This window comes from Cognatishimia activa (genome assembly GCF_017798205.1).
Lineage (GTDB): Bacteria > Pseudomonadota > Alphaproteobacteria > Rhodobacterales > Rhodobacteraceae > Cognatishimia > Cognatishimia activa_A.
In genome coordinates, this window is the sequence record NZ_CP060010.1 from 770,704 (window position 1) to 797,362 (window position 26,659).

At 58.3% G+C, this 26,659-nt stretch carries 24 protein-coding genes; 13 read left to right on the forward strand and 11 right to left on the reverse strand.

Annotated elements, in window-relative coordinates:
• Positions 1 to 79: 79 nt before the first annotated feature.
• Together HZ995_RS03665 and HZ995_RS03670 are read right to left on the reverse strand one after the other, a co-directional pair.
• Positions 80 to 517 carry a GNAT family N-acetyltransferase gene (locus tag HZ995_RS03665; RefSeq protein ID WP_209357330.1) on the reverse strand — a complete coding sequence of 146 codons (438 nt, stop codon included), beginning with the start codon at positions 515 to 517 and terminating at the stop codon, positions 80 to 82.
• Positions 514 to 1,251, reverse strand: a complete 738-nt coding sequence (locus tag HZ995_RS03670; protein WP_245168740.1) for a sulfite exporter TauE/SafE family protein — start codon at positions 1,249 to 1,251, stop codon at positions 514 to 516. Before HZ995_RS03670 ends, HZ995_RS03665 begins: the two co-directional genes overlap by 4 nt.
• Before the next feature lie 167 nt (positions 1,252 to 1,418).
• On the opposite strand from HZ995_RS03670, the gene mdh reads away from it, so the two are divergent.
• From mdh to lpdA, 6 genes are all read left to right on the forward strand, one after another.
• On the forward strand, positions 1,419 to 2,381 hold the full coding sequence (gene mdh / locus HZ995_RS03675; RefSeq protein ID WP_209357332.1) for a malate dehydrogenase: 963 nt from the start codon (positions 1,419 to 1,421) through the stop codon (positions 2,379 to 2,381).
• A 279-nt stretch (positions 2,382 to 2,660) separates the two neighbouring features.
• On the forward strand, positions 2,661 to 3,854 hold the full coding sequence (sucC, locus tag HZ995_RS03680; RefSeq protein ID WP_209357333.1) for an ADP-forming succinate--CoA ligase subunit beta: 1,194 nt from the start codon (positions 2,661 to 2,663) through the stop codon (positions 3,852 to 3,854).
• A 4-nt stretch (positions 3,855 to 3,858) separates the two neighbouring features.
• The gene (gene sucD, locus HZ995_RS03685) at positions 3,859 to 4,746 is read left to right on the forward strand and encodes a succinate--CoA ligase subunit alpha (RefSeq protein WP_209357334.1); all 888 of its coding nucleotides are present in this window, start codon (positions 3,859 to 3,861) and stop codon (positions 4,744 to 4,746) included.
• Positions 4,747 to 4,990: 244 nt separating this feature from the next.
• Positions 4,991 to 7,948, forward strand: coding sequence for a 2-oxoglutarate dehydrogenase E1 component (locus HZ995_RS03690; protein ID WP_209357335.1), 2,958 nt, complete (start codon positions 4,991 to 4,993; stop codon positions 7,946 to 7,948).
• 5 nt (positions 7,949 to 7,953) lie between these two features.
• Complete coding sequence (gene odhB, locus HZ995_RS03695) at positions 7,954 to 9,447, forward strand: 2-oxoglutarate dehydrogenase complex dihydrolipoyllysine-residue succinyltransferase (RefSeq protein ID WP_209357336.1); 1,494 nt, start codon at positions 7,954 to 7,956, stop codon at positions 9,445 to 9,447.
• An 89-nt stretch (positions 9,448 to 9,536) separates the two neighbouring features.
• The gene (gene lpdA / locus HZ995_RS03700; protein ID WP_209357337.1) at positions 9,537 to 10,934 is read left to right on the forward strand and encodes a dihydrolipoyl dehydrogenase; all 1,398 of its coding nucleotides are present in this window, start codon (positions 9,537 to 9,539) and stop codon (positions 10,932 to 10,934) included.
• Between the two features lie 228 nt (positions 10,935 to 11,162).
• Here lpdA and HZ995_RS03705 read toward each other — a convergent pair whose 3' ends face one another.
• From HZ995_RS03705 to HZ995_RS03715, 3 genes are read right to left on the reverse strand one after another with little or no spacing between them, the layout of a single operon-like run.
• On the reverse strand, positions 11,163 to 11,936 hold the full coding sequence (locus tag HZ995_RS03705; RefSeq protein ID WP_209357338.1) for a lysophospholipid acyltransferase family protein: 774 nt from the start codon (positions 11,934 to 11,936) through the stop codon (positions 11,163 to 11,165).
• Complete coding sequence (locus tag HZ995_RS03710) at positions 11,936 to 12,841, reverse strand: cell division protein FtsX (RefSeq protein ID WP_209357339.1); 906 nt, start codon at positions 12,839 to 12,841, stop codon at positions 11,936 to 11,938. Before HZ995_RS03710 ends, HZ995_RS03705 begins: the two co-directional genes overlap by 1 nt.
• Positions 12,838 to 13,515: a cell division ATP-binding protein FtsE gene (locus tag HZ995_RS03715; RefSeq protein WP_209357340.1), complete on the reverse strand. Its 678-nt coding sequence runs from the start codon at positions 13,513 to 13,515 to the stop codon at positions 12,838 to 12,840. Before HZ995_RS03715 ends, HZ995_RS03710 begins: the two co-directional genes overlap by 4 nt.
• Positions 13,516 to 13,662: 147 nt before the next feature.
• Between HZ995_RS03715 and HZ995_RS03720 the strand changes: the two genes are divergently transcribed.
• A complete protein-coding gene (locus HZ995_RS03720) occupies positions 13,663 to 14,829 on the forward strand; it encodes a zinc-ribbon domain-containing protein (protein ID WP_209357341.1) in 1,167 nt (388 codons plus the stop codon).
• On the opposite strand, the gene HZ995_RS03725 is transcribed toward HZ995_RS03720, so the two are convergent.
• The 5 genes from HZ995_RS03725 to argH all read right to left on the reverse strand — a co-directional run bounded on the left by HZ995_RS03725 (position 14,830) and on the right by argH (position 20,773).
• Positions 14,830 to 17,397: a TIGR02302 family protein gene (locus tag HZ995_RS03725; protein ID WP_245168741.1), complete on the reverse strand. Its 2,568-nt coding sequence runs from the start codon at positions 17,395 to 17,397 to the stop codon at positions 14,830 to 14,832.
• A gap of 45 nt (positions 17,398 to 17,442) precedes the next feature.
• Positions 17,443 to 18,708 carry a diaminopimelate decarboxylase gene (gene lysA, locus HZ995_RS03730; RefSeq protein WP_209357342.1) on the reverse strand — a complete coding sequence of 422 codons (1,266 nt, stop codon included), beginning with the start codon at positions 18,706 to 18,708 and terminating at the stop codon, positions 17,443 to 17,445.
• Positions 18,709 to 18,798: 90 nt separating this feature from the next.
• Positions 18,799 to 19,140: a DUF2834 domain-containing protein gene (locus HZ995_RS03735; RefSeq protein ID WP_370393296.1), complete on the reverse strand. Its 342-nt coding sequence runs from the start codon at positions 19,138 to 19,140 to the stop codon at positions 18,799 to 18,801.
• 71 nt (positions 19,141 to 19,211) lie between these two features.
• Positions 19,212 to 19,385, reverse strand: coding sequence for a hypothetical protein (locus tag HZ995_RS03740; protein WP_209357343.1), 174 nt, complete (start codon positions 19,383 to 19,385; stop codon positions 19,212 to 19,214).
• A complete protein-coding gene (gene argH, locus HZ995_RS03745) occupies positions 19,382 to 20,773 on the reverse strand; it encodes an argininosuccinate lyase (protein ID WP_209357344.1) in 1,392 nt (463 codons plus the stop codon). The genes HZ995_RS03740 and argH overlap by 4 nt, the downstream gene beginning before the upstream one ends.
• 21 nt (positions 20,774 to 20,794) lie before the next feature.
• On the opposite strand from argH, the gene HZ995_RS03750 reads away from it, so the two are divergent.
• The 4 genes from HZ995_RS03750 (at position 20,795) to phbB (ending at position 24,507) form a co-directional block, all read left to right on the forward strand.
• A complete protein-coding gene (locus HZ995_RS03750; RefSeq protein ID WP_209357345.1) occupies positions 20,795 to 21,361 on the forward strand; it encodes a TlpA family protein disulfide reductase in 567 nt (188 codons plus the stop codon).
• 68 nt (positions 21,362 to 21,429) lie between these two features.
• Positions 21,430 to 22,263, forward strand: a complete 834-nt coding sequence (locus tag HZ995_RS03755) for an EAL domain-containing protein (RefSeq protein ID WP_209357346.1) — start codon at positions 21,430 to 21,432, stop codon at positions 22,261 to 22,263.
• Positions 22,264 to 22,422: 159 nt separating this feature from the next.
• Positions 22,423 to 23,601 (forward strand): acetyl-CoA C-acetyltransferase, encoded by a 1,179-nt coding sequence (locus tag HZ995_RS03760; protein WP_209357347.1) that lies wholly within the window; start codon positions 22,423 to 22,425, stop codon positions 23,599 to 23,601.
• Between the two features lie 183 nt (positions 23,602 to 23,784).
• Positions 23,785 to 24,507 (forward strand): acetoacetyl-CoA reductase, encoded by a 723-nt coding sequence (gene phbB, locus HZ995_RS03765; protein WP_209357348.1) that lies wholly within the window; start codon positions 23,785 to 23,787, stop codon positions 24,505 to 24,507.
• Positions 24,508 to 24,590: 83 nt separating this feature from the next.
• Here phbB and HZ995_RS03770 read toward each other — a convergent pair whose 3' ends face one another.
• Entirely contained in the window at positions 24,591 to 24,752 is a 162-nt protein-coding gene (locus tag HZ995_RS03770) for a hypothetical protein (protein WP_209357349.1), read from the reverse strand.
• Between the two features lie 110 nt (positions 24,753 to 24,862).
• On the opposite strand from HZ995_RS03770, the gene HZ995_RS03775 reads away from it, so the two are divergent.
• Both HZ995_RS03775 and yddG read left to right on the forward strand, forming a co-directional pair.
• The gene (locus tag HZ995_RS03775; protein ID WP_209357350.1) at positions 24,863 to 25,801 is read left to right on the forward strand and encodes a transcriptional regulator GcvA; all 939 of its coding nucleotides are present in this window, start codon (positions 24,863 to 24,865) and stop codon (positions 25,799 to 25,801) included.
• The gene (gene yddG, locus HZ995_RS03780) at positions 25,802 to 26,659 is read left to right on the forward strand and encodes an aromatic amino acid exporter YddG (protein ID WP_209357351.1); all 858 of its coding nucleotides are present in this window, start codon (positions 25,802 to 25,804) and stop codon (positions 26,657 to 26,659) included.

A 26,659-nucleotide genomic window follows, 5' to 3' on the forward strand; every position in this document is an offset into this window, starting at 1 on the left:
TCGCAATAATGTTGCGCATAGCTTTGACTATTTTTAAGGAAAGAACGCAAGCGGTTTTTCTGCATCGCAGAAAATGACGCTAGGGACGTCGCAGGATCATCCCGATTTTCTCGTCACTCGAGAACCCCATCTTTTCGTAGAACCCAACGGCTTCGTTTTGCTGCCCCGTCAGCAACATGACTTTATAGGCGTTTGCCAGCCACGCCTCCTCAATCGCGGCCTTCATTACGGCTCGGGCGAGTCCCAGTCCTCTTGCGGCTTTGTCAGACACCACGTTTTCGATCAGGCCATAGGGACGACCCCCATAGGTGACATTCGGCATCAGATGCAGCGTGGCCATTGCCTGCACCTCTCCGTTTAGAAGCGCGCCGTAGACAAAAGTCCCATCATGCCTCAAGACTTTTGCGAAATTAGCCTGCGCCTCGGCATCCGCGACAAATGAAGCCTTCGTATTCAGCTGCGCATAAAGCCGCGCCGCTGCAGGCCAGTCCTGTTCCGTCAAAACCCGCACGGTCATGTCAACGCGTCCCAAATCAATTTGCACCCCGCCCCAGCAAGCAAAAGATAAGTCAATCCAAAGAAGACGCGATCTGACACCATGTGGTGCGCCTTGACGCCGAGATAAACGCCGATCAAAGCAAAGGGGATCATGTAGAGGTCGAGCGTCAGGGTTTCCAAGGTAAAGAAGCCCAAGAACCCATAGGGAATGGCCTTGAGCGCATTGATGGCCCAGAAAACCACGATCGCTGTGGCATGGTACGTTGTTTTGTCAAACCGTTGCCCCAAGAGATACATCGCCGCTGGTGGCCCCCCAGCATGAGAGACAAAACTTGTGAACCCAGAGGCGAAGCCAGCGCCATAGCCGACTTTGGCCGAAAATCGCCGCGTCGCGACGGCGGCTTTAGGCAACATGCTCCAGAGGACAAACCCCAATGAAATTGCACCGATCAGAAATCTAAGAACGTCGTCATTCGTGTAGGTGATAAAGGCGGCCCCGGCAAAGACGCCCGGAATGCCACCCAAGATCAACACCCTCGCGGCCTCGGGATCCCAGCGTTTCCAAAAAGGGCCAACGCTGGCCACATCCATCACCATCAACAGCGGCAACATGATCCCGATGGCCATCGTGGGCGGCAATATGATCGCAAGAATCGCAGAGCTGACAAAAGCTACGCCCCCGCCAAAGCCGCCTTTGGAGATCCCCGCAAAGAGCACCGCGAGGCTCAAAGTCACAAAAAACTGAATGTCCAACTCACACCTCAAAAGGGCGGCAAAATCCCTTGCATACCAAGGTATACACCCCATTCAACCCCCGCCCGACATCTATAGCACTGCCGCGCTGCAGCGCAAAACCCTTGCACAGAGGCCGCTTTCGCCGTAGGCACACCCCCAATTTCAACCGCACTGGAGAATTTCCAATGGCTCGACCCAAGATTGCCCTCATCGGCGCAGGTCAGATCGGCGGCACACTTGCCCACCTCGCAGCACTCAAAGAACTTGGCGACGTTGTTCTGTTCGACATCGCTGAAGGCACCCCAGAGGGCAAAGCTCTCGACATCGCGGAATCTGGCCCATCTGAGGGGTTTGACGCGAAGCTGAAAGGCACCCAAGACTACGCGGACATCGCTGGCGCAGATGTCTGCATCGTGACCGCGGGTGTACCACGTAAGCCAGGCATGTCCCGTGACGACCTTCTGGGCATCAACCTGAAAGTCATGAAGTCCGTGGGCGAAGGCATCCGCGACAACGCACCTGAGGCGTTCGTGATCTGCATCACCAACCCGCTGGACGCGATGGTTTGGGCACTGCGTGAGTTCTCTGGCTTGCCACACGAGAAAGTCTGCGGCATGGCAGGCGTTCTGGACTCCGCACGCTTCCGCCACTTCCTGGCCGAAGAGTTCGACGTATCCATGAAAGACGTCACCGCCTTCGTTCTTGGCGGCCACGGCGACACCATGGTGCCATCTTCCCGTTACTCCACCGTTGCAGGCATCCCTCTGCCGGATCTGGTGGAAATGGGCTGGACCACTCAGGAAAAACTGGACGCGATCATTCAGCGTACCCGTGACGGCGGCGCGGAAATCGTTGGCCTGCTGAAAACCGGCTCAGCGTTCTACGCACCAGCGACCTCTGCGATCGAAATGGCTGAAGCCTACCTCAAAGACCAAAAGCGCGTTCTGCCTTGTGCAGCTTACGTTGACGGTGCTCTGGGTCTGGACGGTATGTATGTGGGCGTTCCAACCGTAATCGGTGCCGGCGGCATCGAGCGAATCGTCAACATCAAGCTGAACGCCGAAGAACAAGAGATGTTCGACACCTCTGTGAACGCGGTGAAGGGCCTGGTTGAGGCTTGCAAAGGCATCGACAGCTCGCTGGCATAAGCCACCTCAAGAGTTTCAGAAGGGCCCGCTTTTGGCGGGCCTTTTTTATTGCTTCATGAATGTTTGCGCAAACTTCTTTCAGGCGCGACGAGTCGGATTTCACATGCGACTCGATTTCAGAAAAGAACATTTCTTTAATTTGTGATCACAGTATTTTTTCGTGTGATCACAAATGTCGGAATTTTCCGTAGAAATACGGCAAACGGACAAAAAGCGCTTAGTTTTATGGAATCTGTGCGTCTATAACATTCGCAATCGTATCTAACACGGGACAGCTTCATGAACATCCATGAGTATCAGGCGAAGGCTTTGCTTCGCTCTTACGGCGCCCCAGTTTCCGAAGGTCGTGCAGTTCTGAAGGCAGAAGATGCCAAGACTGCAGCCGGTGAACTGGACGGGCCTCTTTGGGTCGTTAAGGCTCAGATCCACGCAGGTGGACGCGGCAAAGGCTCTTTCAAAGAAGCCGATGCTGGCGAGAAAGGCGGCGTTCGTCTGACCAAATCTGTGGAAGAAGCCGCAGAAGAAGCCAAGAAGATGCTCGGCCGCACGCTGGTCACGCACCAGACCGGCCCAGCGGGCAAGCAAGTGAACCGCATCTATATCGAAGCGGGCTCCGGCATCGAGCGTGAACTTTACCTCGCGCTGCTCGTGGATCGTCAAACATCCCGCGTGTCTTTCGTCTGCTCCACCGAGGGCGGCATGGACATCGAAGAGGTTGCAGCTGCGACCCCTGAAAAGATCCTGTCTTTCTCTGTCGATCCAGCGACCGGCTACCAAGCCTACCACGGCCGCCGCATCGCATTCTCCCTTGGCCTGACCGGCGCGCAGGTGAAGCAATGCGTCAAGCTGATGGGTCAGCTCTATAAAGCCTTCATCGAGAAGGATATGGAGATGCTGGAAATCAACCCGCTGATCGTAGCAGACGACGGCAACCTCAAAGTTCTGGACGCGAAAGTCGGCTTTGACGGCAACGCGGTTTACCGCCACGCGGATGTCGCAGAACTGCGCGACACCACCGAAGAAGACCCCAAAGAGCTTGAGGCCTCCAAATACGACCTCAACTACATCGCTCTGGACGGCGAAATCGGCTGTATGGTGAACGGCGCGGGTCTGGCGATGGCCACCATGGACATCATCAAACTCTACGGCGCAGAGCCAGCCAACTTCCTCGACGTGGGCGGCGGCGCGACCAAAGAGAAAGTGACCGAGGCGTTCAAGATCATCACCTCCGATCCAAACGTCAAAGGCATCCTCGTGAACATCTTCGGCGGCATCATGCGCTGTGACGTGATCGCAGAGGGCGTTGTGGCGGCTGTCAAAGAAGTCGGCCTCGAGGTTCCTCTGGTCGTGCGTCTGGAAGGCACCAACGTCGAAAAAGGCAAAGAGATCATCAACACCTCTGGCCTGAACGTGATCGCTGCGGACAACCTGTCTGACGGCGCCGAGAAAATCGTTAAAGCGGTTAAAGGATAAGACAATGGCCATCCTCGTAGACGAAAACACCAAGGTCATCTGTCAGGGTCTGACCGGCTCTCAGGGCACCTTCCACTCCGAGCAAGCGATTGCATACGGAACCAAAATGGTTGGCGGCGTGACCCCCGGCAAAGGCGGTTCCGAGCACCTCGGCTTGCCGGTCTTCAACTCTGTGCACGAAGCGAAAGCCAAGACCGAAGCCAATGCTTCCGTGATCTATGTGCCTCCTCCCTTCGCGGCGGATTCCATTCTGGAAGCCATCGACGCCGAGATGGAACTGATCGTCTGTATCACTGAAGGCATCCCTGTGCTGGACATGATGGCTGTGAAGCGCGCGCTGGAGAATTCTTCCTCCCGTCTGATCGGTCCAAACTGCCCGGGTATTATCACGCCTGACGCGTGTAAGATCGGCATTATGCCAGGTCACATTCACAAGCGTGGCTCTGTAGGCGTTGTGTCCCGTTCCGGCACGCTGACCTATGAAGCGGTGAAACAGACGGCGGACGCAGGTCTGGGCCAGTCCACAGCCGTGGGCATCGGCGGCGACCCGATCAAAGGCACCGAGCACATCGACGTCTTGGACATGTTCCTGGATGACGACGAAACCCAGTCCATCATCATGATCGGCGAAATCGGTGGTTCCGCAGAAGAAGAGGCAGCCGAGTTCCTTGCGGAGCAAAAGAAAAAAGGCCGCTGGAAGCCAACCGCTGGTTTCATCGCGGGCCGTACAGCCCCTCCAGGCCGCCGCATGGGCCACGCTGGCGCGATCGTTGCCGGCGGCAAAGGCGGTGCGGACGACAAGATCGAAGCGATGAAGTCTGCGGGCATCATCGTGGCGGACAGCCCAGCAGGTCTGGGTGAAGCCGTGCTGAAAGCGATCGAGATCGGCTAAACGAATTTGAGGCGGGCTGGACACGGCCCGCCTTAAAGCCTCGCGACAAGCTGCATGCGTGCAGTTTTTCCCGACGCTTTAACAACAAGAAGACCAAAGTGATCGTGAGCGAGAAAAAACTCGGGATGAAATGTCCCGCCGCTTTCAAGTGCCGCAGGGTCAATCTCTGCGACGATGGAGCGGCTTTGTTTACTTATCACACAGGTCTCAATTCATCCGGTCCCAACCCAAATGAGGTGCACCAATGACCGATCAGTCCCCTAACGACATCTTCCATGCATCCAGCTTTATGCAGGGACATAACGCAGAGTATCTGGAACAGCTCTACGCGCGTTATGCCAATGACCCCAACGCGGTCGATGAGGTCTGGCAGGACTTCTTCCGCCAGTTGGGCGATGCGGAGCTGGACGTCAAAGCCGAGGCCGCAGGCCCAAGCTGGGCGCGCAATGACTGGCCTCCCGTGCCGGGCGGAGATCTGACGGCGGCGCTGACAGGAGAATGGCCTGCGCCTGCAGAAGCCAAGGGTGCTGGTGACAAGATCAAAGCGAAAGCGGCGGAAAAAGGTGTTGAGGTCTCGGATGAGGCGGTCAAACAGGCGGTGCTGGACTCGATCCGTGCGCTGATGCTGATCCGCGCCTATCGTATCCGCGGCCACCTTGCAGCGGACCTAGATCCGCTTGGTATGCGCAGCCAAGAGGCGCATCCGGAACTGGATCCGGCCTCTTATGGCTTCACCTCAGCCGACATGGATCGCCCGATCTTTATCGACAACGTTCTGGGCTTGCAGATCGCAACCATGCGCCAGATCGTGGACATCGTGAAGCGCACCTATTGCGGCACCTTCGCGCTGCAATACATGCACATTTCCAACCCCGAAGAAGCGAGCTGGCTGAAAGAGCGCATCGAGGGCTTCGGCAAGGAAATTCAATTCACTCGCGAAGGCCGTAAGGCGATCCTCAATAAGATGGTCGAGGCCGAGGGCTTTGAGAAATTCCTGCATGTAAAATACATGGGAACAAAGCGCTTCGGCCTTGATGGCGGCGAAGCCTTGATCCCTGCGATGGAACAAATCATCAAACGCGGCGGCGCGTTGGGTGTGCAGGACATCGTGATCGGCATGCCGCACCGTGGGCGACTGAACATCCTCGCCAATGTGATGCAAAAACCGTATCGCGCGATCTTCAATGAATTCCAGGGTGGTTCGTTCAAACCAGAAGATGTGGATGGCTCGGGCGACGTGAAATATCACCTCGGCGCGTCCAGCGACCGTGAGTTTGACGGCAACAACGTGCACCTGTCGCTGACAGCTAACCCGTCCCACCTTGAGGCCGTCAACCCGGTCGTTCTAGGCAAGGTCCGCGCCAAGCAGGACCAAATCAAGGACGAAGACCGCTCCAAGGTCATGCCAATCCTCTTGCACGGCGATGCAGCCTTTGCGGGCCAAGGCGTGGTTGCGGAATGTTTCGCCCTGTCCGGTCTGCGCGGCCATAAAGCGGGCGGCACGGTGCATATCGTTGTGAATAACCAGATCGGCTTCACAACTGCGCCACACTTCAGCCGCTCAAGCCCCTATCCGACAGACAACGCTCTGGTGGTTGAAGCGCCGATCTTCCACGTGAATGGTGACGATCCCGAGGCTGTGGTGCACGCAGCGAAAGTTGCGACCGAGTTCCGCCAGAAGTTCCACAAAGACGTGGTCATCGACATCTTCTGCTATCGCCGTTTTGGTCACAACGAGGGCGACGAGCCCATGTTCACCAACCCGATGATGTACAAAAAGATCAAGGGCCACAAAACGACTCTGACCCTCTACACAGATCGCCTCGTCAAAGACGGTTTGATCCCAGAGGGCGAGATCGAGGACATGAAAGCTGCCTTCCAGGCCAAGATGAATGAAGAGTTCGAGGCTGGGAAAGAGTTCAAGCCGAACAAGGCGGACTGGCTGGATGGCAAGTGGTCTCATCTGGACAAACAGGACGAAGACTATCAGCGCGGCGCGACGGCGATTAAGCCTGAGACCTTCGACGAGGTCGGTCGTGGTTTGACCACCTTGCCCGAAGGCTATCCGGTGCATAAAACCATCGGTCGCTTCCTTGAGACCCGTAAGAAGATGTTTGAAACCGGCGAAGGCATCGACTGGGCCACCGGCGAAGCGCTGGCCTTTGGCTCGCTTTTGACCGAAGGTTATCCGGTGCGTCTGGCGGGTCAGGACTCCACACGTGGGACCTTCTCTCAGCGTCATTCGGGTATCGTCAATCAGCACTCTGAGGGCCGCTATTACCCGCTGAACAACATCCGCGCGGGTCAGGCACAATACGAAGTCATCGACTCGGCTCTGTCTGAATATGCGGTACTGGGCTTTGAATATGGCTACTCGCTGGCGGAACCGAACGCGCTGACCCTTTGGGAAGCTCAGTTTGGCGACTTTGCCAACGGTGCGCAGATCATGTTTGACCAGTTCATCAGCTCTGGCGAAAGCAAATGGCTGCGGATGTCAGGTCTGACCGTTCTGCTGCCGCATGGCTTTGAAGGTCAGGGTCCAGAGCACTCTTCCGCGCGACTGGAACGCTTTTTGCAGATGTGTGGCGGTGACAACTGGATCGTGGCGAATTGTACAACGCCTGCGAACTACTTCCACATCCTGCGCCGTCAGCTGCACCGGACCTTCCGTAAGCCGCTTATTCTGATGACGCCAAAGTCCCTGCTGCGCCACAAGCTGGCGATCAGCAAGACCGAAGAGTTCACGACTGGCTCCAGCTTCCACCGCGTTCTGTGGGATGACGCCCAGCACGGCAATTCCGACACGCAACTGGTGGCGGATGACAAGATCAAACGGGTCGTGATGTGTTCTGGCAAGGTCTACTACGACCTGCTGGAAGAACGCGACGCGCGCGGCATCGATGATGTCTACCTGATGCGGATCGAACAATTCTATCCGTTCCCGGCGATCTCTCTGGTCAAGGAACTGGAGCGTTTCAAAGGCGCCGAGATGGTCTGGTGTCAGGAAGAGCCCAAGAACCAGGGTGCTTGGTCCTTTATTGAGCCAAACATCGAATGGTGCCTCAGCCGCATCAAAGCAAAACACACTCGTCCGATCTATGCGGGCCGCGCGGCATCTGCCAGCCCGGCGACCGGACTAGCAAGCCAACACAAAGCACAACAAGCGGCGCTCGTGGATGCAGCGCTGACCATTGAAGGGTGAATGAAATGACGACCGAAGTACGTGTCCCTACACTTGGTGAAAGCGTGACCGAAGCCACCGTCGCGACCTGGTTCAAAAAACCGGGCGATGCGGTCGCCGTGGATGAAATGCTCTGCGAACTGGAAACCGATAAGGTGACGGTCGAAGTCCCAGCCCCCGCAGCGGGCGTCATGGGCGAGATCGTCGCGGCAGAAGGCGACACCGTGGGTGTTGACGCTTTGCTGGCAACGATTGTGGCGGGCGAAGGCGCCGCCCCGGCTCCTGCTCCGGCCGCAAGCGCGGCTCCTGCGGCGGCTGCGGATGCTGGTGCGGGTAGCACCGATGTGATGGTGCCAACTTTGGGTGAATCCGTGACCGAGGCGACTGTCTCGACATGGTTCAAAGCGGTTGGTGATACCGTCGCGCAAGACGAGATGCTCTGTGAGCTGGAAACGGACAAAGTGTCTGTCGAGGTTCCTGCGCCTGCCGCAGGTGTTCTGGCCGAGATCGTTGCGCCAGAAGGCACAACTGTGGACGCAACCGCGAAGCTCGCCGTGATCTCTGGATCCGGCGGCGCAGCAGCCCCTGCGCCCGCGGCAGCAGCGGCGGCCCCTGCCCCAGCGGCGTCTAAAGACGTTGAGAACGCACCATCCGCCAACAAACTGATGGCCGAAAAGGGTATCGATCCAGCCAATGTTGCAGGCTCTGGCCGCGACGGTCGCATCATGAAGGAAGACGTGCTGAAAGCGGCTATCGCTCCGGCAGCGGCCCCTGCAGCTCCGGCCGCAGCGCCTCGCGCCCCAGTGGCCGCGGAGGATGCCTCCCGCGAAGAGCGCGTGAAGATGACCCGCCTGCGTCAGACCATCGCGAAACGTCTGAAGGATTCTCAGAACACCGCAGCCATGCTGACCACCTACAACGAGGTCGACATGACCGAGGTGATGGCGCTGCGCAACGAGTACAAAGATCTGTTCCTCAAGAAACACGGCGTGAAACTGGGCTTTATGTCCTTCTTCACCAAAGCCTGTGTTCATGCGCTGAAAGAAGTGCCCGAGGTCAACGCCGAGATCGACGGCACCGACATCGTTTACAAAAACTACGTCCACATGGGCATTGCGGCGGGCACGCCGACCGGTCTCGTGGTGCCCGTGATCCGCGACGCGGATGCGATGAGCTTTGCTGCGATCGAAAAAGCGATTGCCGAAAAAGGCGCGCGCGCGCGGGACGGCAAACTGTCTATGGCGGAAATGCAGGGCGGCTCTTTCACCATCTCGAATGGTGGTGTCTATGGCTCTCTGATGTCCTCGCCGATCCTGAACCCGCCACAGTCCGGCATCCTTGGCATGCACAAGATCCAGGACCGTCCGATGGCGATCAACGGCAAGGTCGAGATCCGTCCGATGATGTATCTGGCGCTGTCCTATGACCACCGGATCGTAGACGGCAAAGGCGCGGTGACCTTCCTCGTGCGAGTCAAAGAAGCGCTCGAGGATCCGCGTCGCCTGTTGATGGATCTGTAATGCGGTGTCGGGCTGAAGCCCGACCTACGACGACCCCGTAGGGCGGGCTTCAGCCCGCCTCACCAAAAAAATTCTCAGGAGACACCCCAATGTCCCAATATGACGTCATCATCATCGGAGCCGGCCCCGGCGGCTATGTCAGCGCAGTGCGCTGCGCCCAGCTGGGTCTGAAAACCGCCATCGTCGAGGGCCGCGAGACCCTCGGGGGCACCTGCCTCAACGTGGGCTGTATCCCGTCCAAGGCGCTCTTGCATGCGACCCATATGCTGCACGAAGCAGAGCACAGCTTTGCCCACATGGGCCTGAAGGGCAAAAGCCCCTCGGTCGATTGGAAACAGATGCTGACCTACAAGGAAGAGGTCATCGGCCAGAACACCGGCGGCGTCGAGTTCCTGATGAAAAAGAACAAGGTCGACTGGCTCAAGGGTTGGGCGACGATCCCTGCGGCGGGCAAGGTGACCGTGGGCGACACCACCTATGAGACCAAGAACATCGTGATCGCGTCGGGGTCTGTGCCGTCCTCGCTGCCAGATGTTGAGGTCGACAACGACAAAGGTCTCGTGGTTGACAGCACCGGCGCGCTGGAGCTGGGCAAGATCCCGAAAAAGATGGTTGTGATTGGCGCGGGCGTGATTGGTCTGGAACTGGGCTCTGTTTACGCGCGTCTGGGCTCTGAAGTTACCGTCGTCGAATATATGGACGCGGTCTGCCCGGGCATGGACAAAGACGTACAGCGTACCTTCAAGCGGATCCTTGAAAAGCAGGGTCTGAACTTTGTGATGGGCGCGGCGGTCTCTGGTGTTGAGACCACCAAGACCAAAGCCAAGGTCAGCTACGCGCTTAAGAAAGCACCTGATGCGACCGAAACCATTGACGCCGATGTGGTCCTCGTGGCGACAGGCCGCAAACCCTATGCCGAAGGTCTGGGCCTCGACGCCCTAGGCGTGAAACTGACCGAGCGCGGCCAGATCGCAACCGACGCCCATTGGGCCACTAACGTGCCGGGCATCTATGCCATCGGCGACGTGATCGAAGGCCCGATGCTGGCGCATAAAGCCGAAGACGAAGGCATGGCGGTCGCCGATGTGATCGCGGGCAACCATGGTCATGTGAACTATGGCGTCATTCCGGGTGTTGTTTACACGACGCCGGAAGTGGCGACCGTGGGCCAGACCGAAGATGCTCTGAAAGCCGCAGGTCACAAGATCAAGGTCGGCAAGTTCTCTTTCATGGGCAACGGCCGCGCGAAGGCCGTAGGTCAGGCGGATGGCTTTGTGAAACTGATCGCAGACAAGGAAACCGACCGCGTTCTTGGTGCGGCGATCATTGGTCCAGCCGCCGGTGACATGATCCACGAGATCTGTGTGGCAATGGAATTTGGCGCCTCGGCCCAAGACATCGCGTTAACCTGCCACGCGCACCCGACCTATTCGGAAGCGGTCCGCGAGGCAGCTTTGGCCTGCGGCGACGGTCCGATCCACGCGTAAGGCTTCACCGACACGGAAAATTAAAAGCGGCCCTTGGCGGGGCCGCTTTTTTCGTGACAGCGCAGAGGCCTTGAGGGGGATCGGGGGTACTGGCCGCTGCGCCGTCACGGGGGTGACGTTGGGTACGTCACATGGGGTGAGTGTGGCAAGTCTCTTGCTTACAAACTCCACCTATGTGCGCACCTCGCGCTCTGCCAGAGGCGTTCACGGCGATGTGTAGATGATGTGTTAACGGCGTGTCTTGCCGGCGGCTTTGGCCGCTTCGATGCCTGGAGCCGGATCATAGCCCGCGTCACGCATAAGGGCGATGGACTCTGCCTCCACGCGCGCTTCGAGGTCCTGCATAAAGGCCTCCGATGAGCGGCCCGGTTCAATCGGGTCGAGGAACTCCATCACGGCCAAGCCGGGCTTGCGATAGACCCCTCGACGTGGCCAGAAGACGCCCACATTGGCCGACACGGGCACAACCGCCTGGCCGGTCTCGCGATAGAGCACGTTGATGCCAATTTTATAGGGCAGATACCCATCCCAAGCGACGCGCGTGCCTTGCGGATAGATGATCAACTGGCCCGCGGGCGCATCGCCATCCTTGACAGCTTTCATCATGCTCTTGATCGCCTCAGAGCGTTTGCCACGGTTCACAGGCACGCACCCGATCCGCATGCCGTACCAGCCCAGAATAGGCGCATAGCGCAGGATCGCTTTCATGATGAACTTGGGCTTTGGCAGCACGCTCACCAGCATGATGATGTCAAAAAAGCTCTGGTGCTTGGCTGCGACCAGTACCTCGTCCTGAGGAACTTCGCCACGGATCTCCGATTTCAGCCCAATCATCCAGGCCGCAGACCAGCGCACATAGCGGCAATAAGTACGCACGCCCGCATAGGCCCATTTGCGATCCAACACCGCCAGGGGCGTGAAATAGAGCGACATGAGGAACATCATCACATACATCTGGATGCTGAATAGCAGCGAGCGGATCCATTGCAGGGCATATCCCATCAGCTCAACTCCGATAGCGATTTACGGGCGGCGACGCCAGTCGCCAAAAAGGCAACGGCAGCCGCTGCAAATGGCACCACAGCCAGCCACAGCGCGCCATAGCCCTGAAAACCTAACCCGGTCAAAAAGCCACCTGCGCCCTGAGCCGACGGCAAGAGCAACACTGCGCCATAACCCGCCACTGTGCCGGCGGCCGCGCCCATCAGGGCGCGTAGGGTGAAACGGCGAACAAAAGCACGGGCGATATATTCGTCCTGCGCTCCGACAAGGCGCATGACCGCAATCACCTGAGAATTGGCCGCGAGCGCTGCGTTTGCAGCCAGTGTGATCATTGTGCCGGTAACGGCCGCGATGACGCCAATCGCGAGCCAGCCCAGCATCCGCAACCGCATCGCCGCCTGCTGCAATGGTTTGCGCCAGCGGCTGTGATCGTCGAGAATGGCACCGGGCACTTCGGCCTGCAAACGCAGACGCAGGCCAGCGGCGTCATAGCCCTCTTCGGTCTCGGAAATCTCGATCAGTTGCGGGATCGGCAGATCCTCGATCGGCAGATCCGGCCCAAACCAAGGCGACAAGAGCGCGCGTTGCTCATCCGCGGTCAGAGCCCGCGCCCCAGCGATACCCGGTGTGGTTTCCAGCACATTCAGGGCCGCAGCGGTCTGTTGCTCGAGCTGCGCCAAGGGTGCCGATATCCGCAGGGTCGAGCCATTCGCGAGCTCTTCGCCCCACCGCTGCGCCAAGCGGCCCGTGGCCATCGACAAAGCCAATGCGAACACCACCAGAAAGGCCATCGCTGCTGCTGAAAACAAGGTCAACCGCGCGGTGAATCCCGTTGGCGGCACCATGCGATCGGCTTGCGCGTCTCGGGAAAACAGAGACAGGAAATTGCCAAAGAGCCGGTTCATAGATCCGCCCCCGCAGCCTGAACCCGCCGGTTCGCGATCCGCAGAACGCGCGTTTGCACTTTGGTTTTCGCCGCTCGGATCAGGTTCATATCATGGGTCGCGATCATCACGGTCTTGCCCATTTTATTGAGCTCGATCAGCAATTGCAGAACGCGCTGGGACATCTCCCAGTCTACGTTCCCCGTTGGTTCATCGGCCAAAACGATGTCAGGCGACATGATCACTGCGCGCGCAACGGCTGCGCGTTGACGTTCGCCGCCCGACAATTCCGGCGGCAAAGCCTTGGCGCGATCCCTTAGGCCGACCCAGTTCAAGAGCTCTTTGAGGTTAGACACCTGCTCCAGACTGTCCCGCCCCGAAACCGTCAGGGGCAGCGCCACATTATCGGCAACAGGCAGGTGATCCAGAAACTGGCAATCCTGATGCACCACGCCAATCCGTCGGCGCATCACAGCCGCCTCATCGCGGTTCATCCCGTGCACGTCTTGGCCAAACAGACGCGCGTGACCCGCCGTCGGCGTCAATGCGCCATAGCACAGCTTAAGGAAAGTCGTCTTGCCCGACCCCGACGGCCCGGTCAGGAAATGAAAGCTGCCAGGTTGCAGCGCAAGGCTGACCTCGGACAGCAATTCGCCACCGCCATAACTATAGGCAACATTGTCGAGCTCGATCACGGGTTGGGCCTCATCCGGTCATTTGCACTCTTGTGCCGCAGGCACGTCCTAGTTGCAATCTTTCAGACGCGAGCTTTGCCCTTTCATGAACGCCCTAAACACCATATGTTGGCCCCAGAGCATGCTTTCTTGAGGTTTGAGGGGCGAATGAGGCTGAACTGCCCGAATTGCGGAGCGCAATACGAAGTACCCATCGATGTGATTCCGGCCGAGGGCCGCGATGTCCAGTGTTCCTCTTGCGGGATCACCTGGTTTCAGGCACATCCGGATCATGACGCGGAACCGGATCTGGACCTGAATATTCCAGAGGCCGAAGACCAATGGGTTGCGCCTGCCGAAACTGCGGAGCCCGCTGCGGCTGAGTCCTCGGAATCGCTGCAAGAGACCCTGAAGGAAGCTGTGCGGGCGCAGATGCCCGAAGAGGTCGAAGAGGTTATTGCCGAAGAGGTGGAATCCCGGCTCGACGAAAGCCCCCTCGGAGATTTTGAAGCAGAGCTTGATGCGCAATTGGCAACTGCGGAAGACGTGAGCTGGGACGCAGAGCCCGAAGCCGAGGTTTCAGAGCCTGAATCCGCGCCCGAACCGGAGCCCATGGCCGCACCAGAACCAGAACCCTTCTATGCGCCGGAACCGGACCCAGAGCCACAATTTGAAGCAGAAGCAGCCCAGGATGAGTCAGATCCGCTATTTGCCCCCGCTGCCGCTGATCCGGCCCGCGGTCGTGCGCGGCGTCGCCGCGAGGTGGACCCTGCGGTTGCCGATATCCTGCGCGAAGAGGCCAACCACGAAGCCGAAGCCCGCCGCGCCGAAGAAACCTCAATCGAGACCCAGCAAGAATTTGGCTTAGAGACCCCCGAAGAAGACGAATCCGTACGTCGCGCTGGTCAGGCCCGCGCGCGTATGGCGCGGATGCGGGGGCTGTCTGCGGATCCTCAGGTTTCTGCAGAGCCAGACCCCGATGTCGGGGGATCTCGCCGTAATCTTTTGCCGGATATCGAGGAAATCAATTCCACCCTGCGTGCCACAGAAGATCGCGCACCCGAAGAACTGCCCGACGGCCGCCCGACGCAAACCCAACGCCGCCGAGGCGCAAGCAGACTTGGATTTGGCATGGCTCTGATCCTGATCGCAGGTTTGATGTTTGTCTATGCCCGCCCCGGAGCGGTCACGGCGCAATTTCCACAGTTCGCACCGGCGGTTTCGGGCTATGTTAACTCTGTGGATGACGGTCGGATCTGGCTGGATGTTCAGATGACAAAACTGATGCTTTGGCTGGATAGCATGGCGTCAGATGACGGAACCGCCGATACGTAATCAGAACCGATCCAGCAAACGGCGCAGATAGTTGCGTTCCTGTTCCGGGCGATCCGCTTCGCCCGAACGCTTGCGGATCTCGTCCAGCAAATCTCGTGCCCGACGATAGACGTCTTCGCCTTGCAAGAGTTGCTCATCGCTGCCAACGCGCCCCGTACTACCCGGATTGCGCCCAAGAGGGTCTTGGCTTGGTGTAATGCCGCTCTGTTGGTTGCCCTCGCCGCCTTGCTGTTCGTTCTGCGCCAGCGCCTCGCCAAGATTGCGCATGCCCTCGCGCAAGGCGTTCATCGCATCGGCCTGACGGTCGATCGCCTCGGCTAATTCGTTCTGACGCAGAGCATCTTCCGCCTGATCCATGGCCTCGCCAGCGCGCCCAAGCGCCTCGCGCGCGGCATCGCCCTCAGGTGTGCCCTGTCCTGGCAGGTTCTGTGCTTGGCGGCCCAACTCTTGGCGCAGGGCCTGTTGGCGGTCGGCCAATGCGCCCTCAAGCCCTTCACCGGCCTCACCTCCGCCCTCGCCCTCGGCGTTTCCCTGGCCGCCGGTGCCATCATGCGACTGACCACGTCCTGCGCCGCCAGAGCGGCCCTCGTTGCCCTGAGACTCACCCGCTTGCGCATTCGGGTTGAACTGTTCCTGCAAGTCGCGGAAGGCTTGATCCGAGAGGCCCTGCTGTTCCCGCAAGGTCTCGCCAAGTTCATTCATGGCTTGCTGACCAGGGGATTCTCCGCCCTCACCCCCTTGGGCCACCTGCATGTTTTCCATCATTTCCTGGAACTCTTGCAACGCCTGCTGGGCTTCGGCCATCCGGCCTTGTTCCATAAGTTCCTGAATGCGGTCCATCATGCGTTGCAGATCGTTCTGAGACAGCTCCATCGTATTTTGCTGATCGCGCGAGAACTCTTGGTTTTCATCGCCATTCTGACGCTGTTGCTGAGCAAGCTGGCGCATGTAATCCTGTGTGGCTTCACGCAGCTCTTGCATCAGCTGGGCGATTTCCTGATCGCTTGCGCCGTTCTTCATGGCCTCTGACAGACGTTCCTGCGCGCGCTGCATGCGGGCAAGCGCGTCATCCAAATCGCCATCCTCAATCGCGAGGGCTAGCTCCCAAAGCTCTTGCGCGATCTCGTCGCGCTGCTCAAGCGAAAGCCCCTGGCGTGTCTGGAATTCCAACCGTCTCAGGATCGTGCGCAGGCGCAGGTAATCGGCGTTTTTGCGAAACAGAGAGTCGTCCGGGCGATGGCTGATCGCACGCAAAATCTGCGCGACGCGTTTTGCATTGTCGCGGGTCCACAAAAGGTCGCGCCGTTGTTCGACCAAGGCATGTGCCAGCGGGTCAAAGAACCGTCGCGCAGGCAGGTCCATGGTCACCTCAACCGGCGCGCTTTTCTGTCCCGCCGCGTCCTCGACCTGCAAAGTGAGCGTCACCGGAAGATGCGCCCAAAGATCTGCGCTGAAATCTTCGATCAAGGTTTCCTCAAAGGCATCGCGCGGGCCGCTGACAGGCAGAGGCAATGTCAGCTCTATTGCTTCACGCGGCTCGGGCGCGGCAGCCAGACCATAGCGGCGATCAAGGCGATCCATGTTCAATGTGATCTGCGCGGTGCCCCCCAAGAGGTCATAGTCATCTCGTGCTTCAAACGGCAGGCTCATCTCGCCACGCCCCGACACTGTCGCAGCACCAGTTGCTGCAACCTCTGGCACTGCGTCTAGGATCAAATCGACCTGCCACAGACGTCCGTTCGGTCCGGCAATTTCCAGGGTTCCATTTTGGCGCAACTGAAATTCCTGCGCCGCCTCTGTGGTGCTTGGCAGCTCGCCGACACGCGCGGAAACGGTTTCCTGCACCGTCAGCGCGCCAATCTCGCCATAAAGGCGCAGGATCACACGGCTGTTGATCGGCACGCGCAGAGCGCCTGCCTCTTGGTCGTTCAGATACAGCGTTGGCAGGCCGGTATAGCTTGGCGGCTCAACCCATCCCTCCCAGCTCGCTCCCACGATGCTGGGCGCGATAGGGCCCGGGGCCATGTCAGACAGGCTGCTGAGGCGTCCGAAACTGCCAAACAACAGCGCGATGGACAGAAAGACCGCCGCCACAAAGCGCAACCCATAGGGATCGAGTGTCGCAACCCGCAGGTCTGGCTTCGGAGGCCGCGCCTCGGCAGCTTTTTCCGCCATCCGCGCCTGATGCGCCTCCCAGAGCGCCTGCGTCGCGGGATCCTGATCCCCCATCGCCGGCGCATCCATCAGCGCCTGCACAGGGCGTCCGGGCAAAGTTTCATCCAATCGCGCCAGCGCTTCGGCCTGACTCGGCCAGCGCATGCGCCAAATTCCGCGCACCAAGAGCCACAACGCAAAGAGAACCGACCCCACGGCCAGCGCCCAAAGCGACTCAAGTTGCAATATGTCCTGAAGCCCCATCAAGAGGCTGGCGAGCACGACAAATCCCAAAGTCCAAAGCGGCCAGAACGCACGCACAAGCCGTTCAGACGCAAGGCCCAAACGCGTTAGCGCGAGGACCCAACGCAGTCTGGCAGGCTGGTTCGCCATTGGCCCGGTTGGTGCGGTCATGCTCTCAATCCGGTGGCTCTTGCGAAGATCGCGGGCGGGATTGCCCTAGAGCCACTCTGGAATGGTATCTCGATTTATCATTTCGTCAAAGGTCGGACGTCGGCGGATAACCGCAAATTGATCGCCATTGACGAGAACCTCAGGAATGAGGGGGCGTGTATTGTATTCGCTGGACATCACCGCCCCATAGGCACCCGCCGAGCGGAAAGCGATCAAGTCGCCTGCCTCAACCTTGGCCATGGTGCGGGATTTCGCGAATGTATCGCCGGTTTCACAGACCGGGCCGACGATGTCATAGGCCGCAGGCTCTTCGCCTGGAGTTGGTTCGACGACCGGAATAATATCGTGATGTGCCTCATACATGGCGGGGCGGATTAGGTCGTTCATCGCACCATCCACAATCATGAACTCGCGGTCTTCGCCTTCTTTGACGTAGATCACCTTGCTGACCATGATCCCCGCGTTGCCTGCAATCAGGCGGCCCGGTTCGATTTCGATCTCGCAACCCAGGTGGCCAAGCTCTTCTTTGACCATGGCGCCGTATTCGACCGGCAGTGGCGGAGCCTCGTTAGAGCGCTCATAGGGAATACCCAGACCACCGCCCAGATCCAGACGCTGGATGTCATGGCCATCCGCACGCAGAGTCTCGGTCAGTTCAGCGACCTTGCGATAGGCCAAACGGAAGGGTTCGAGCTGCGTCAACTGGCTGCCGATATGCACGTCGATGCCGATGACTTTCAGACCCGGCAGGGAGGCGGCATGGGCATAGACCTCTCGCGCGCGGCTGATCGGAATGCCGAACTTATTCTCGGACTTGCCCGTCGCAATCTTGGCATGGGTTTTCGCGTCCACATCTGGATTGACGCGCACTGTGATCGGAGCCACCACGCCCAGTTCCAGCGCGACCTCATTGATCACCGCCATCTCTGGCTCTGATTCCACGTTGAACTGACGCAATCCGCCGGTCAGCGCCGCATGGATCTCGTCCCGCGTCTTACCAACACCGGAAAACACAATCCGCTCGCCCGGAACACCCGCAGCTTTCGCCCGCGCGTACTCACCACCCGAAACCACATCCATGCCAGCACCCAGCGCGGCAAGGGTTTTCAAAATCGCCTGATTGCTCGAGGCCTTCATGGCATAGCAAACGAGGTGATCGGTCCCCTCCAAAGCTTCATCAAACAGCCGGAAGTGACGCTCGAATGTCGCTGTGGAATAGCAATAAAACGGCGTGCCCACCGCAGCCGCGATTTCCGAAACCGGCACGTCTTCGGCAAAAAGTTTGCCGTCGCGATAGAGAAAATGATCCATGCCAGTGCCCTCGCATCAAAACAGTTTCGCCTCTCATAGGCAGAAGCGAGAGCGCTTGCAATCAAAGGGCTTTCATCTTGCCCAAAATACTCAGAATCTAAGGCCTGCCTGCCGCGGGCCGCGCAGAAACAGGAATAGTGGCAAGCCACAGCTTACCCCGATCATGAATGTCGCGGGAATCGCCAAGAGGCCAAGCCAGCGGCGCTCGTAGATGCATTCGGCCAAAACCCAAACCGTCAGCGCAATCGCCGCAATCGTCAGATCCCAGACCAGCCCCGACGTCGCATCATTCACATACCACGCATCAATCATGAGGCTCAGGTCGTAGCCATGTTCCTCAAACCAGCTCAGGAAATAGGCCATCGGATGGATCGCACCCCAAATGGCGAGACCCAAAAAGATGACACCCATAAATGTGAAACGATCCCGCATTGAGGTCCTCCCTTTTGCTCAAGACATGAGACAAAAGGCAAAGCCGTCAAGCAAGGGGAAGTTTTCGCGACTTAAAGCCCTACCGAGACAGTCACCGGCCCTTTGCCGACGCTCGCCTTGCCGCCAAGGCTGACACCATTGGATCCGATCCCGATCCCAACATTCGCGCTTGGGCGCAAAGGCGCGCCGTCCACGCCGCAGGCGGCGAGGAATGCCAATGTAGTCAGGGCCGCGATCACTCTCATGCCAATATGTCCTTCCAGCGGGCGATCTGGCTGCGGACCTGGCTGGGCGCGGTGCCCCCGTAAGAGGTGCGCGAGGCCACGGAATTCTCGACAGTCAGAACGCTAAAGACGTCGTCAGTTATGTCACCATGTACAGATTGCATATCCTCAAGCGTCAGATCCGGCAAATCACAGCCGCGAGATTCCGCCATCGCCACCAAAGATCCGGTCACATGGTGCGCATCGCGGAATGGCATATTCAATGCGCGCACACACCAATCGGCCAGATCGGTTGCGGTCGAGAATCCGCTGCCCGCCGCCGCCGCAAGGCTCTCGCGGTTGCCGGTCATGTCTTTGACCATGCCTTCCATGGCGGCCAGGGCCAGCATCAGATTGTCGGCCGCATCAAAGACCTGCTCTTTGTCTTCCTGCATATCTTTGGAATAGGTCAGGGGCAGGCCCTTCATAACCATCATCAGCCCCGTATTCGCGCCAAAGATCCGGCCCACTTTGGCCCGGATCAATTCCGCGGCATCCGGGTTCTTTTTCTGTGGCATGATCGAAGAGCCAGTGGAGAACCGATCTGACAGGGTCACAAAACGGAACTGCGCAGAAGACCAGATCACCAGCTCCTCGGAAAGACGGCTGAGGTGCATCGCGCAGATCGAGGCCGCGCCAAGGAATTCCAGCGCAAAATCACGATCCGCCACGGCATCCAGCGAGTTCGCCGCCGGACGATCAAAGCCCAGCGCCTCGGCGGTCATATCCCGATCAATCGGGAAAGACGTGCCCGCCAACGCCGCTGCGCCCAAAGGCGATTCGTTCATCCGCTTGCGCGCATCTCGGATGCGGCTTAGGTCGCGACCAAACATTTCGACATAGGCCATCATGTGATGCCCCCAGGTCACCGGCTGAGCCGTCTGTAGATGCGTAAAGCCCGGCATCTCCCAATCCGCGCCCTGCTCAGCCTGAGCAAGAAGCGCTTTTATAAGAGCGACGAGCGCCCCGTCTGTGGCGTCCAATTGATCCCGCACCCAAAGTTTAAAGTCCGTTGCGACTTGGTCATTCCGCGAGCGACCGGTGTGCAAACGCCCTGCAGGCTCTCCGATGATTTCTTTCAGCCGCGCCTCGACATTCATGTGAATGTCTTCCAAAGCCGTGGAAAAATTGAAACTTCCGCTGTCAATCTCTGACAAGACCGTGAGCAGCCCTTCCCGAATGGCTTCAGCATCACTATCCGTAATGATGCCCGCCTTGGCCAACATCGCCGCGTGGGCCCTTGAACCGGCAATATCCTGCGCCGCCATCCGCTGATCGAACCCGATCGAGGCATTGATCGCCTCCATAATCGCGTCAGGTCCAGCGGCGAAACGGCCGCCCCACATCTGGTTCGAGGTCTTGTCAGTCATGTCGTCGCCCTTGGAGGATCTATGGGTATTTTACGTTCTAGCGTGCTTTATATGGCCTTGGCCCTAAGCGCAAATACAGCTTTCGCAGATATCGAGACCGCGAATGGCCTGCGTGAAGGCGACATGAAGAAGCTTGTCTTTCACAGCGAGGCACGCGACGTCAGTGACGCGGCCTTTGTGACAGCCGAGGGCGACATGACGCTGGAAGCCTTTGAAGGCAAACATGTGCTTTTGAACTTCTGGGCCACATGGTGCGCACCCTGCCGCAAAGAAATGCCGATGTTGGCTGAGCTGCAAACGGAACTGGGCGGTGATGATTTTGAGGTCGTGACCATCGCGACCGGGCGCAACATGCCTGTGGCGATCGATAAGTTCTTTAAAGACATCGAGGTCGACAACCTCACCAAACACCGCGACCCGAAAATGGATGTTGCGCGTGACATGAGTGTCTTTGGTCTGCCGGTCACTGTGATCATCGATCCAGAGGGCCGCGAGATTGCGCGCCTGCAAGGCGATGCGGATTGGTCAAGCGACAGTGCCAAGGCCGTTTTGTCCGCATTGATCGGTACCGACGCCGAAGGCAGCTGACTCGCCCTGACTTAACGGGATTTTCAGAGATTCGCTGAATGCTTTCTTGTGCGACAAAGGAGGCATTGATGGATATCCGCACAAAAGCATTCAGGGCCGAAAGGCTCAGCAACCCTCTGGATGAAGCAGTGAAGCTTCGCGACAAGTCCATTCTTGAAATGGTGCGAGCGGCCGTCTTCCATCAAGAAGTCACGCTGGCTTTTCAGCCGATCTTTGGTCAAAAAAACCCGAAGCAGCCCAGGTTTTACGAAAGCCTCATCAGGGTTCTGGATGAAACCGGCCGCTTCATCCCGGCCGCGCAATTTCTACCCTTCGTTCAGCATGACGAAATCGCGCGAGAGCTTGACCGCCTTGCATTGAAACTCAGCCTGGAGCGTCTGGTCAAACACCCGAACCTCTGTTTGTCGGTCAACATGTCGGCGCGCTCAATCGGATATCGCCCTTGGATGGATACCCTGAACAACGCGCTGCGCGTCTATCCAGATATCAACAAGCGACTTATCCTTGAAATTTCAGAGGGTTCGGTCGTCGAAATGCCAGAACTCGTCGCGGATTTCATGCCGGACCTGCAAAATCGCGGCGTGTCATTCTGTTTGGATGACTATGGCGCTGAGCATACGTCATTTAAGATATTGCACGACAGGTACTTTGAGTTTGTGAAGCTGGATGGCAGCTACACGCAGCGGGTCTACGAAAGTCAGGAAAAGCAAATCCTCGCAAATACAGTCGCGACCATGTTGCGACGTTTGGGTATCCATAGTGTCGCGACGAAAGTTGAATCTCAACTAGAAGCGCGCATGATGAAGAACCTCGGATTCAGCTATCTTCAAGGTTTCTATTTATCTGCGCCAACCGTTTCTCCACCTTGGGATCCGGTGCAGACCTCCCCCACGATGGCTTAATTGGAAACGCGCCAACTCCCATAAGTAATACTACCCGCGACATTGCATCGCTTGCCGCAATGCGGCAAATCTTATAAGCAATTGCTGCAGCGCTGCATAAGCTTTGGGCACTACTTTTGCCATGCAGCCTCATCGACGAATGCATTTGAGGGAGATCACATGACAAATGTAGTTATCGCATCCGCCGCCCGTACCGCTGTCGGGTCTTTCGGTGGGTCTTTTGCCAACACCGCAGCCCACGACCTGGGTGCAACTGTCCTCGAAGCCGTCGTAGAGCGCGCGGGCGTCGCCAAAGAAGAGGTTTCTGAAACCATTCTTGGCCAAGTTCTGACCGCGGGTCAGGGCCAAAACCCAGCTCGCCAAGCGCATATCAATGCAGGCCTGCCAAAAGAAAGCTCTGCCTGGGGCATCAACCAAGTGTGTGGTTCTGGCTTGCGCGCGGTTGCTCTTGCAGCGCAGCACATCCAACTGGGTGATGCCTCCATCGTCGCGGCCGGCGGTCAAGAAAACATGACCCTCTCTCCTCATGTGGCACACCTGCGTGCAGGTCACAAAATGGGCGACATGAAATACATCGACTCTATGATCCGCGATGGTCTGTGGGATGCCTTCAACGGCTATCACATGGGTCAGACCGCCGAGAATGTTGCCGAACAGTGGCAGATTTCGCGTGACATGCAGGACGAATTTGCTCTGGCATCCCAGAACAAAGCCGAAGCCGCGCAGAAGGCCGGCAAGTTCGACGACGAGATCACCCCCTTCACTGTGAAAACCCGCAAGGGCGACATCGTGGTCGACAAAGACGAATACATCCGCCACGGCGCGACCATCGAAAGCATGCAGAAACTGCGCCCAGCATTCGTGCGCGACGGCGGTACAGTGACAGCGGCAAACGCCTCTGGCCTCAACGACGGCGCAGCTGCAGCGTTGCTGATGTCTGCAGACGAAGCCGAAAAGCGCGGCATCGAGCCTCTGGCCCGCATTGCATCTTACGCGACCGCAGGTCTGGACCCATCCGTCATGGGTGTTGGCCCAATCTATGCGTCCCGCAAAGCGCTGGACAAAGCAGGCTGGTCTGTCTCCGATCTGGATCTGGTCGAAGCAAACGAAGCCTTTGCTGCGCAAGCCTGCGCCGTGAACAAAGACATGGGCTGGGACCCTGCAATCGTGAACGTCAACGGCGGCGCGATTGCAATTGGTCACCCAATCGGAGCCTCCGGCTGCCGCGTTCTGAATACTCTGCTGTTTGAAATGAAGCGCCGCGACGCGAAAAAAGGCCTCGCCACGCTCTGCATCGGCGGCGGCATGGGCGTTGCCCTCTGCGTTGAGCGCCCTTAAGTATAATGTGCAGAACGCACACATATCAGGCGCTCCCGAACGGGGGCGCCTTTTTTAATACCAACAGGACCTGCGGGTGTTGCGAGACACCGCGTCACACATGGATTTGTCGCGAAATAATATTGCAAATCCTGAACCCAAATTGTAACAGCATTACCAAGTAAAGACTACTGGAGGACTATCATGGGAAGAGTTGCACTTGTCACCGGCGGCTCCCGCGGCATCGGCGAAGCGATCTCTAAAGCATTGCAAGCACAGGGCTGCACCGTCGCAGCAACCTACGCTGGCAACGACGAAAAAGCAGCGGCCTTCACCGCTGAAACCGGCATCAAGACATACAAATGGAACGTTGCTGACTACGAGGCCTCTGCAGCAGGCATCGCTCAGGTCGAAGCAGACCTCGGCCCGATCGACATCGTGATCGCAAACGCTGGCATCACCCGCGACGCACCATTCCACAAGATGACACCAGACATGTGGAACGACGTCATCAACACCAACCTGACCGGCGTGTTCAACACCATCCACCCTGTCTGGCCAGGCATGCGCGAGCGCAAGTTCGGCCGCATCGTCGTGATCTCTTCGATCAACGGTCAGAAGGGCCAGTTCGCACAGGTCAACTATGCGGCGACCAAAGCGGGCGATCTGGGCATCGTGAAGTCCTTGGCGCAAGAAGGCGCGCGTGCAGGCATCACCGCAAACGCAGTCTGCCCAGGCTATATCGCTACAGAAATGGTTATGGCGGTTCCTGAGAAAGTACGCGAATCCATCATCGCTCAGATCCCAGCGGGTCGTTTGGGCGAGCCTGAAGAGATCGCGCGCTGCGTGGCCTTCCTGGCGTCTGACGATGCAGGCTTTGTCAACGGCTCCACAATCTCTGCAAACGGCGCACAATTCTTCGTCTAAGCCGTTTTTCAGACCGAAAAACGAAAGGGCTGGCCCTGCGGCCAGCCCTTTTTTGCGTCTCGTAAGGCCCTTGGTGGAAAGGGTCAGCGGGACGGTACCGTAAGTGTTCTGAACGCATCAAAACTCAGCGGCACGTGGAGATGGGAAAACACCCAACGCAGCCCATCACGCAACACTGCGCCACGTGCTTCATGGGCGGCGTCAAAGGCCTGACGCTGGCGGGGAGTGGTTGCTGTCTCAATCATTTCGGCCTCCTTTGGGCTAAGCATTTCTGAACTGATGCCAATATGCGCCTTTCCAGGTATGGTGACAAACGAGACTTCTCATAGCTTCAATTTAGTTTTACTTAACTGACATGAGTGATCGCCTACCCCCCTTAACTGCCCTACGTGCCTTTGAGGCCGCCGCCCGCCATATGTCTTTTGCCAAGGCCGCGGATGAATTGAATGTGACGCCCGCCGCGCTGTCGTTTCAGATCAAGTCACTGGAAGAGCATCTGGGCCAGCCCCTGTTCATCCGCCTAAACCGCGCCGTAGAGCTGACCCCCGCCGGCAAAACTCTCGCACCCGGGGCCACCGAAGGGTTTCAGGCCCTCAATGCGGCATGGACGTCGACTCGCCGCCTGGGTGACGACACCACGCTGACGGTTTCCGCAGGACCCTCGCTCACAGCTAAATGGCTTGCGCCCCGCCTGTTGGATTTTGCGCGCAGCCATCCGGACATCGATCTGCGCATTTCAGCCACCCTTAAGCGGATCGATCTAAGACGAGATCAAGTCGATGTGGCCCTACGTTTTGGCTATGACAGTGGCGATGATTTCTATTCCGTGCCGGCCCGCAAGGAATGGATGTCCCCCGCAATGACGCCCGCCATGGCCGAAGATTACCCAACGCCCGAAAGCCTGAAAGACGCGCCTCTGATCGTGGACAGTTCGATTGATTTCCTGTCGCCGCCTTGCGATTGGAACAATTGGTTTAAATCGATCGGTATCGACTACACACCCAGCCGCACCATCACGTTTTCCAATGCAGATCACGCCATCGAAGCCGCCTGCACTGGCGTTGGAGTGGTGTTGGGCCGCCGCCCCTTGATGATCAAAGATGTGCTCGACGGCCGACTCGTCGTCCCTTTTAAACAGGCTATCGAGACCGACGCCCGCTTTCACTTTGTCTGTCTGAAAGGGGCGGAAAAACGACCTCATATTCGCGATTTCAGGGATTGGTACCTCGCCGAAATCGAAAAGACCGCACATATTTGGGGCGACATGCAAATCACCCCCGTGACGGAGCTTTGAATGACCCGCCAACGCGCCACCGCAATAGGATTTATCGCCGTGCTGCTCTGGAGTTTTCTGGCGCTCTTCACGGTTGGCTCAGCGCCTGTACCGCCCTTGCAACTGAACGCAATCTGCTTTGGCATTGGCGGCAGCCTCGGCCTCATCTGGACCCATTTTAACGGAGGCCTCGGCCAGCTGCGCAAAATTCGCTGGACCGTTTACGCCTTTGGCACGCTGGGCATCTTTGGCTATCACGCTCTCTACTTTTCGGCACTCCGCCTCGCCCCCGCTGCCGAAGCAGGCCTCATTGCCTATCTCTGGCCACTTTTGATCGTGCTCTTATCGGGCCTTTTGCCCGGAGAGCACCTGCGCCGCGGCCATATGCTCGGAGGTGTGCTGGGGTTTGCTGGAGCTGCTCTGATCATTCTAGGCGGCGGTGCGAATTTCTCACCAGAGAACCTGCCCGGCTTTGCTCTCGCCATCGCCTGCGCTTTGACTTGGTCCAGCTATTCAGTGCTGTCACGACGCCTGGGATCGGTGCCGACGGCCTCCGTCGCCATCTTTTGCCTTGCGAGCGCGGTCCTTTCGCTCGGCCTGCATGTGAGCCTGGAGACGACACAATGGCCCACCACGCAACTGGGCTGGCTTTCCGTTTTCGCGCTTGGCCTCGGCCCGGTGGGCGCGGCCTTCTATGTCTGGGACATTGGGGTCAAACAGGGGGATATACAGCTTTTGGGCACAAGCTCATATGCCGCGCCGCTGCTGTCGACCGTCGTACTGATTCTCGTAGGGGTTGCAGAACCTAGCTGGTCGCTGGGTGCCGCAGCGCTTTTGATCACAGGAGGCGCTGTCATCGCCGCCCGCGCGAACGCTTAG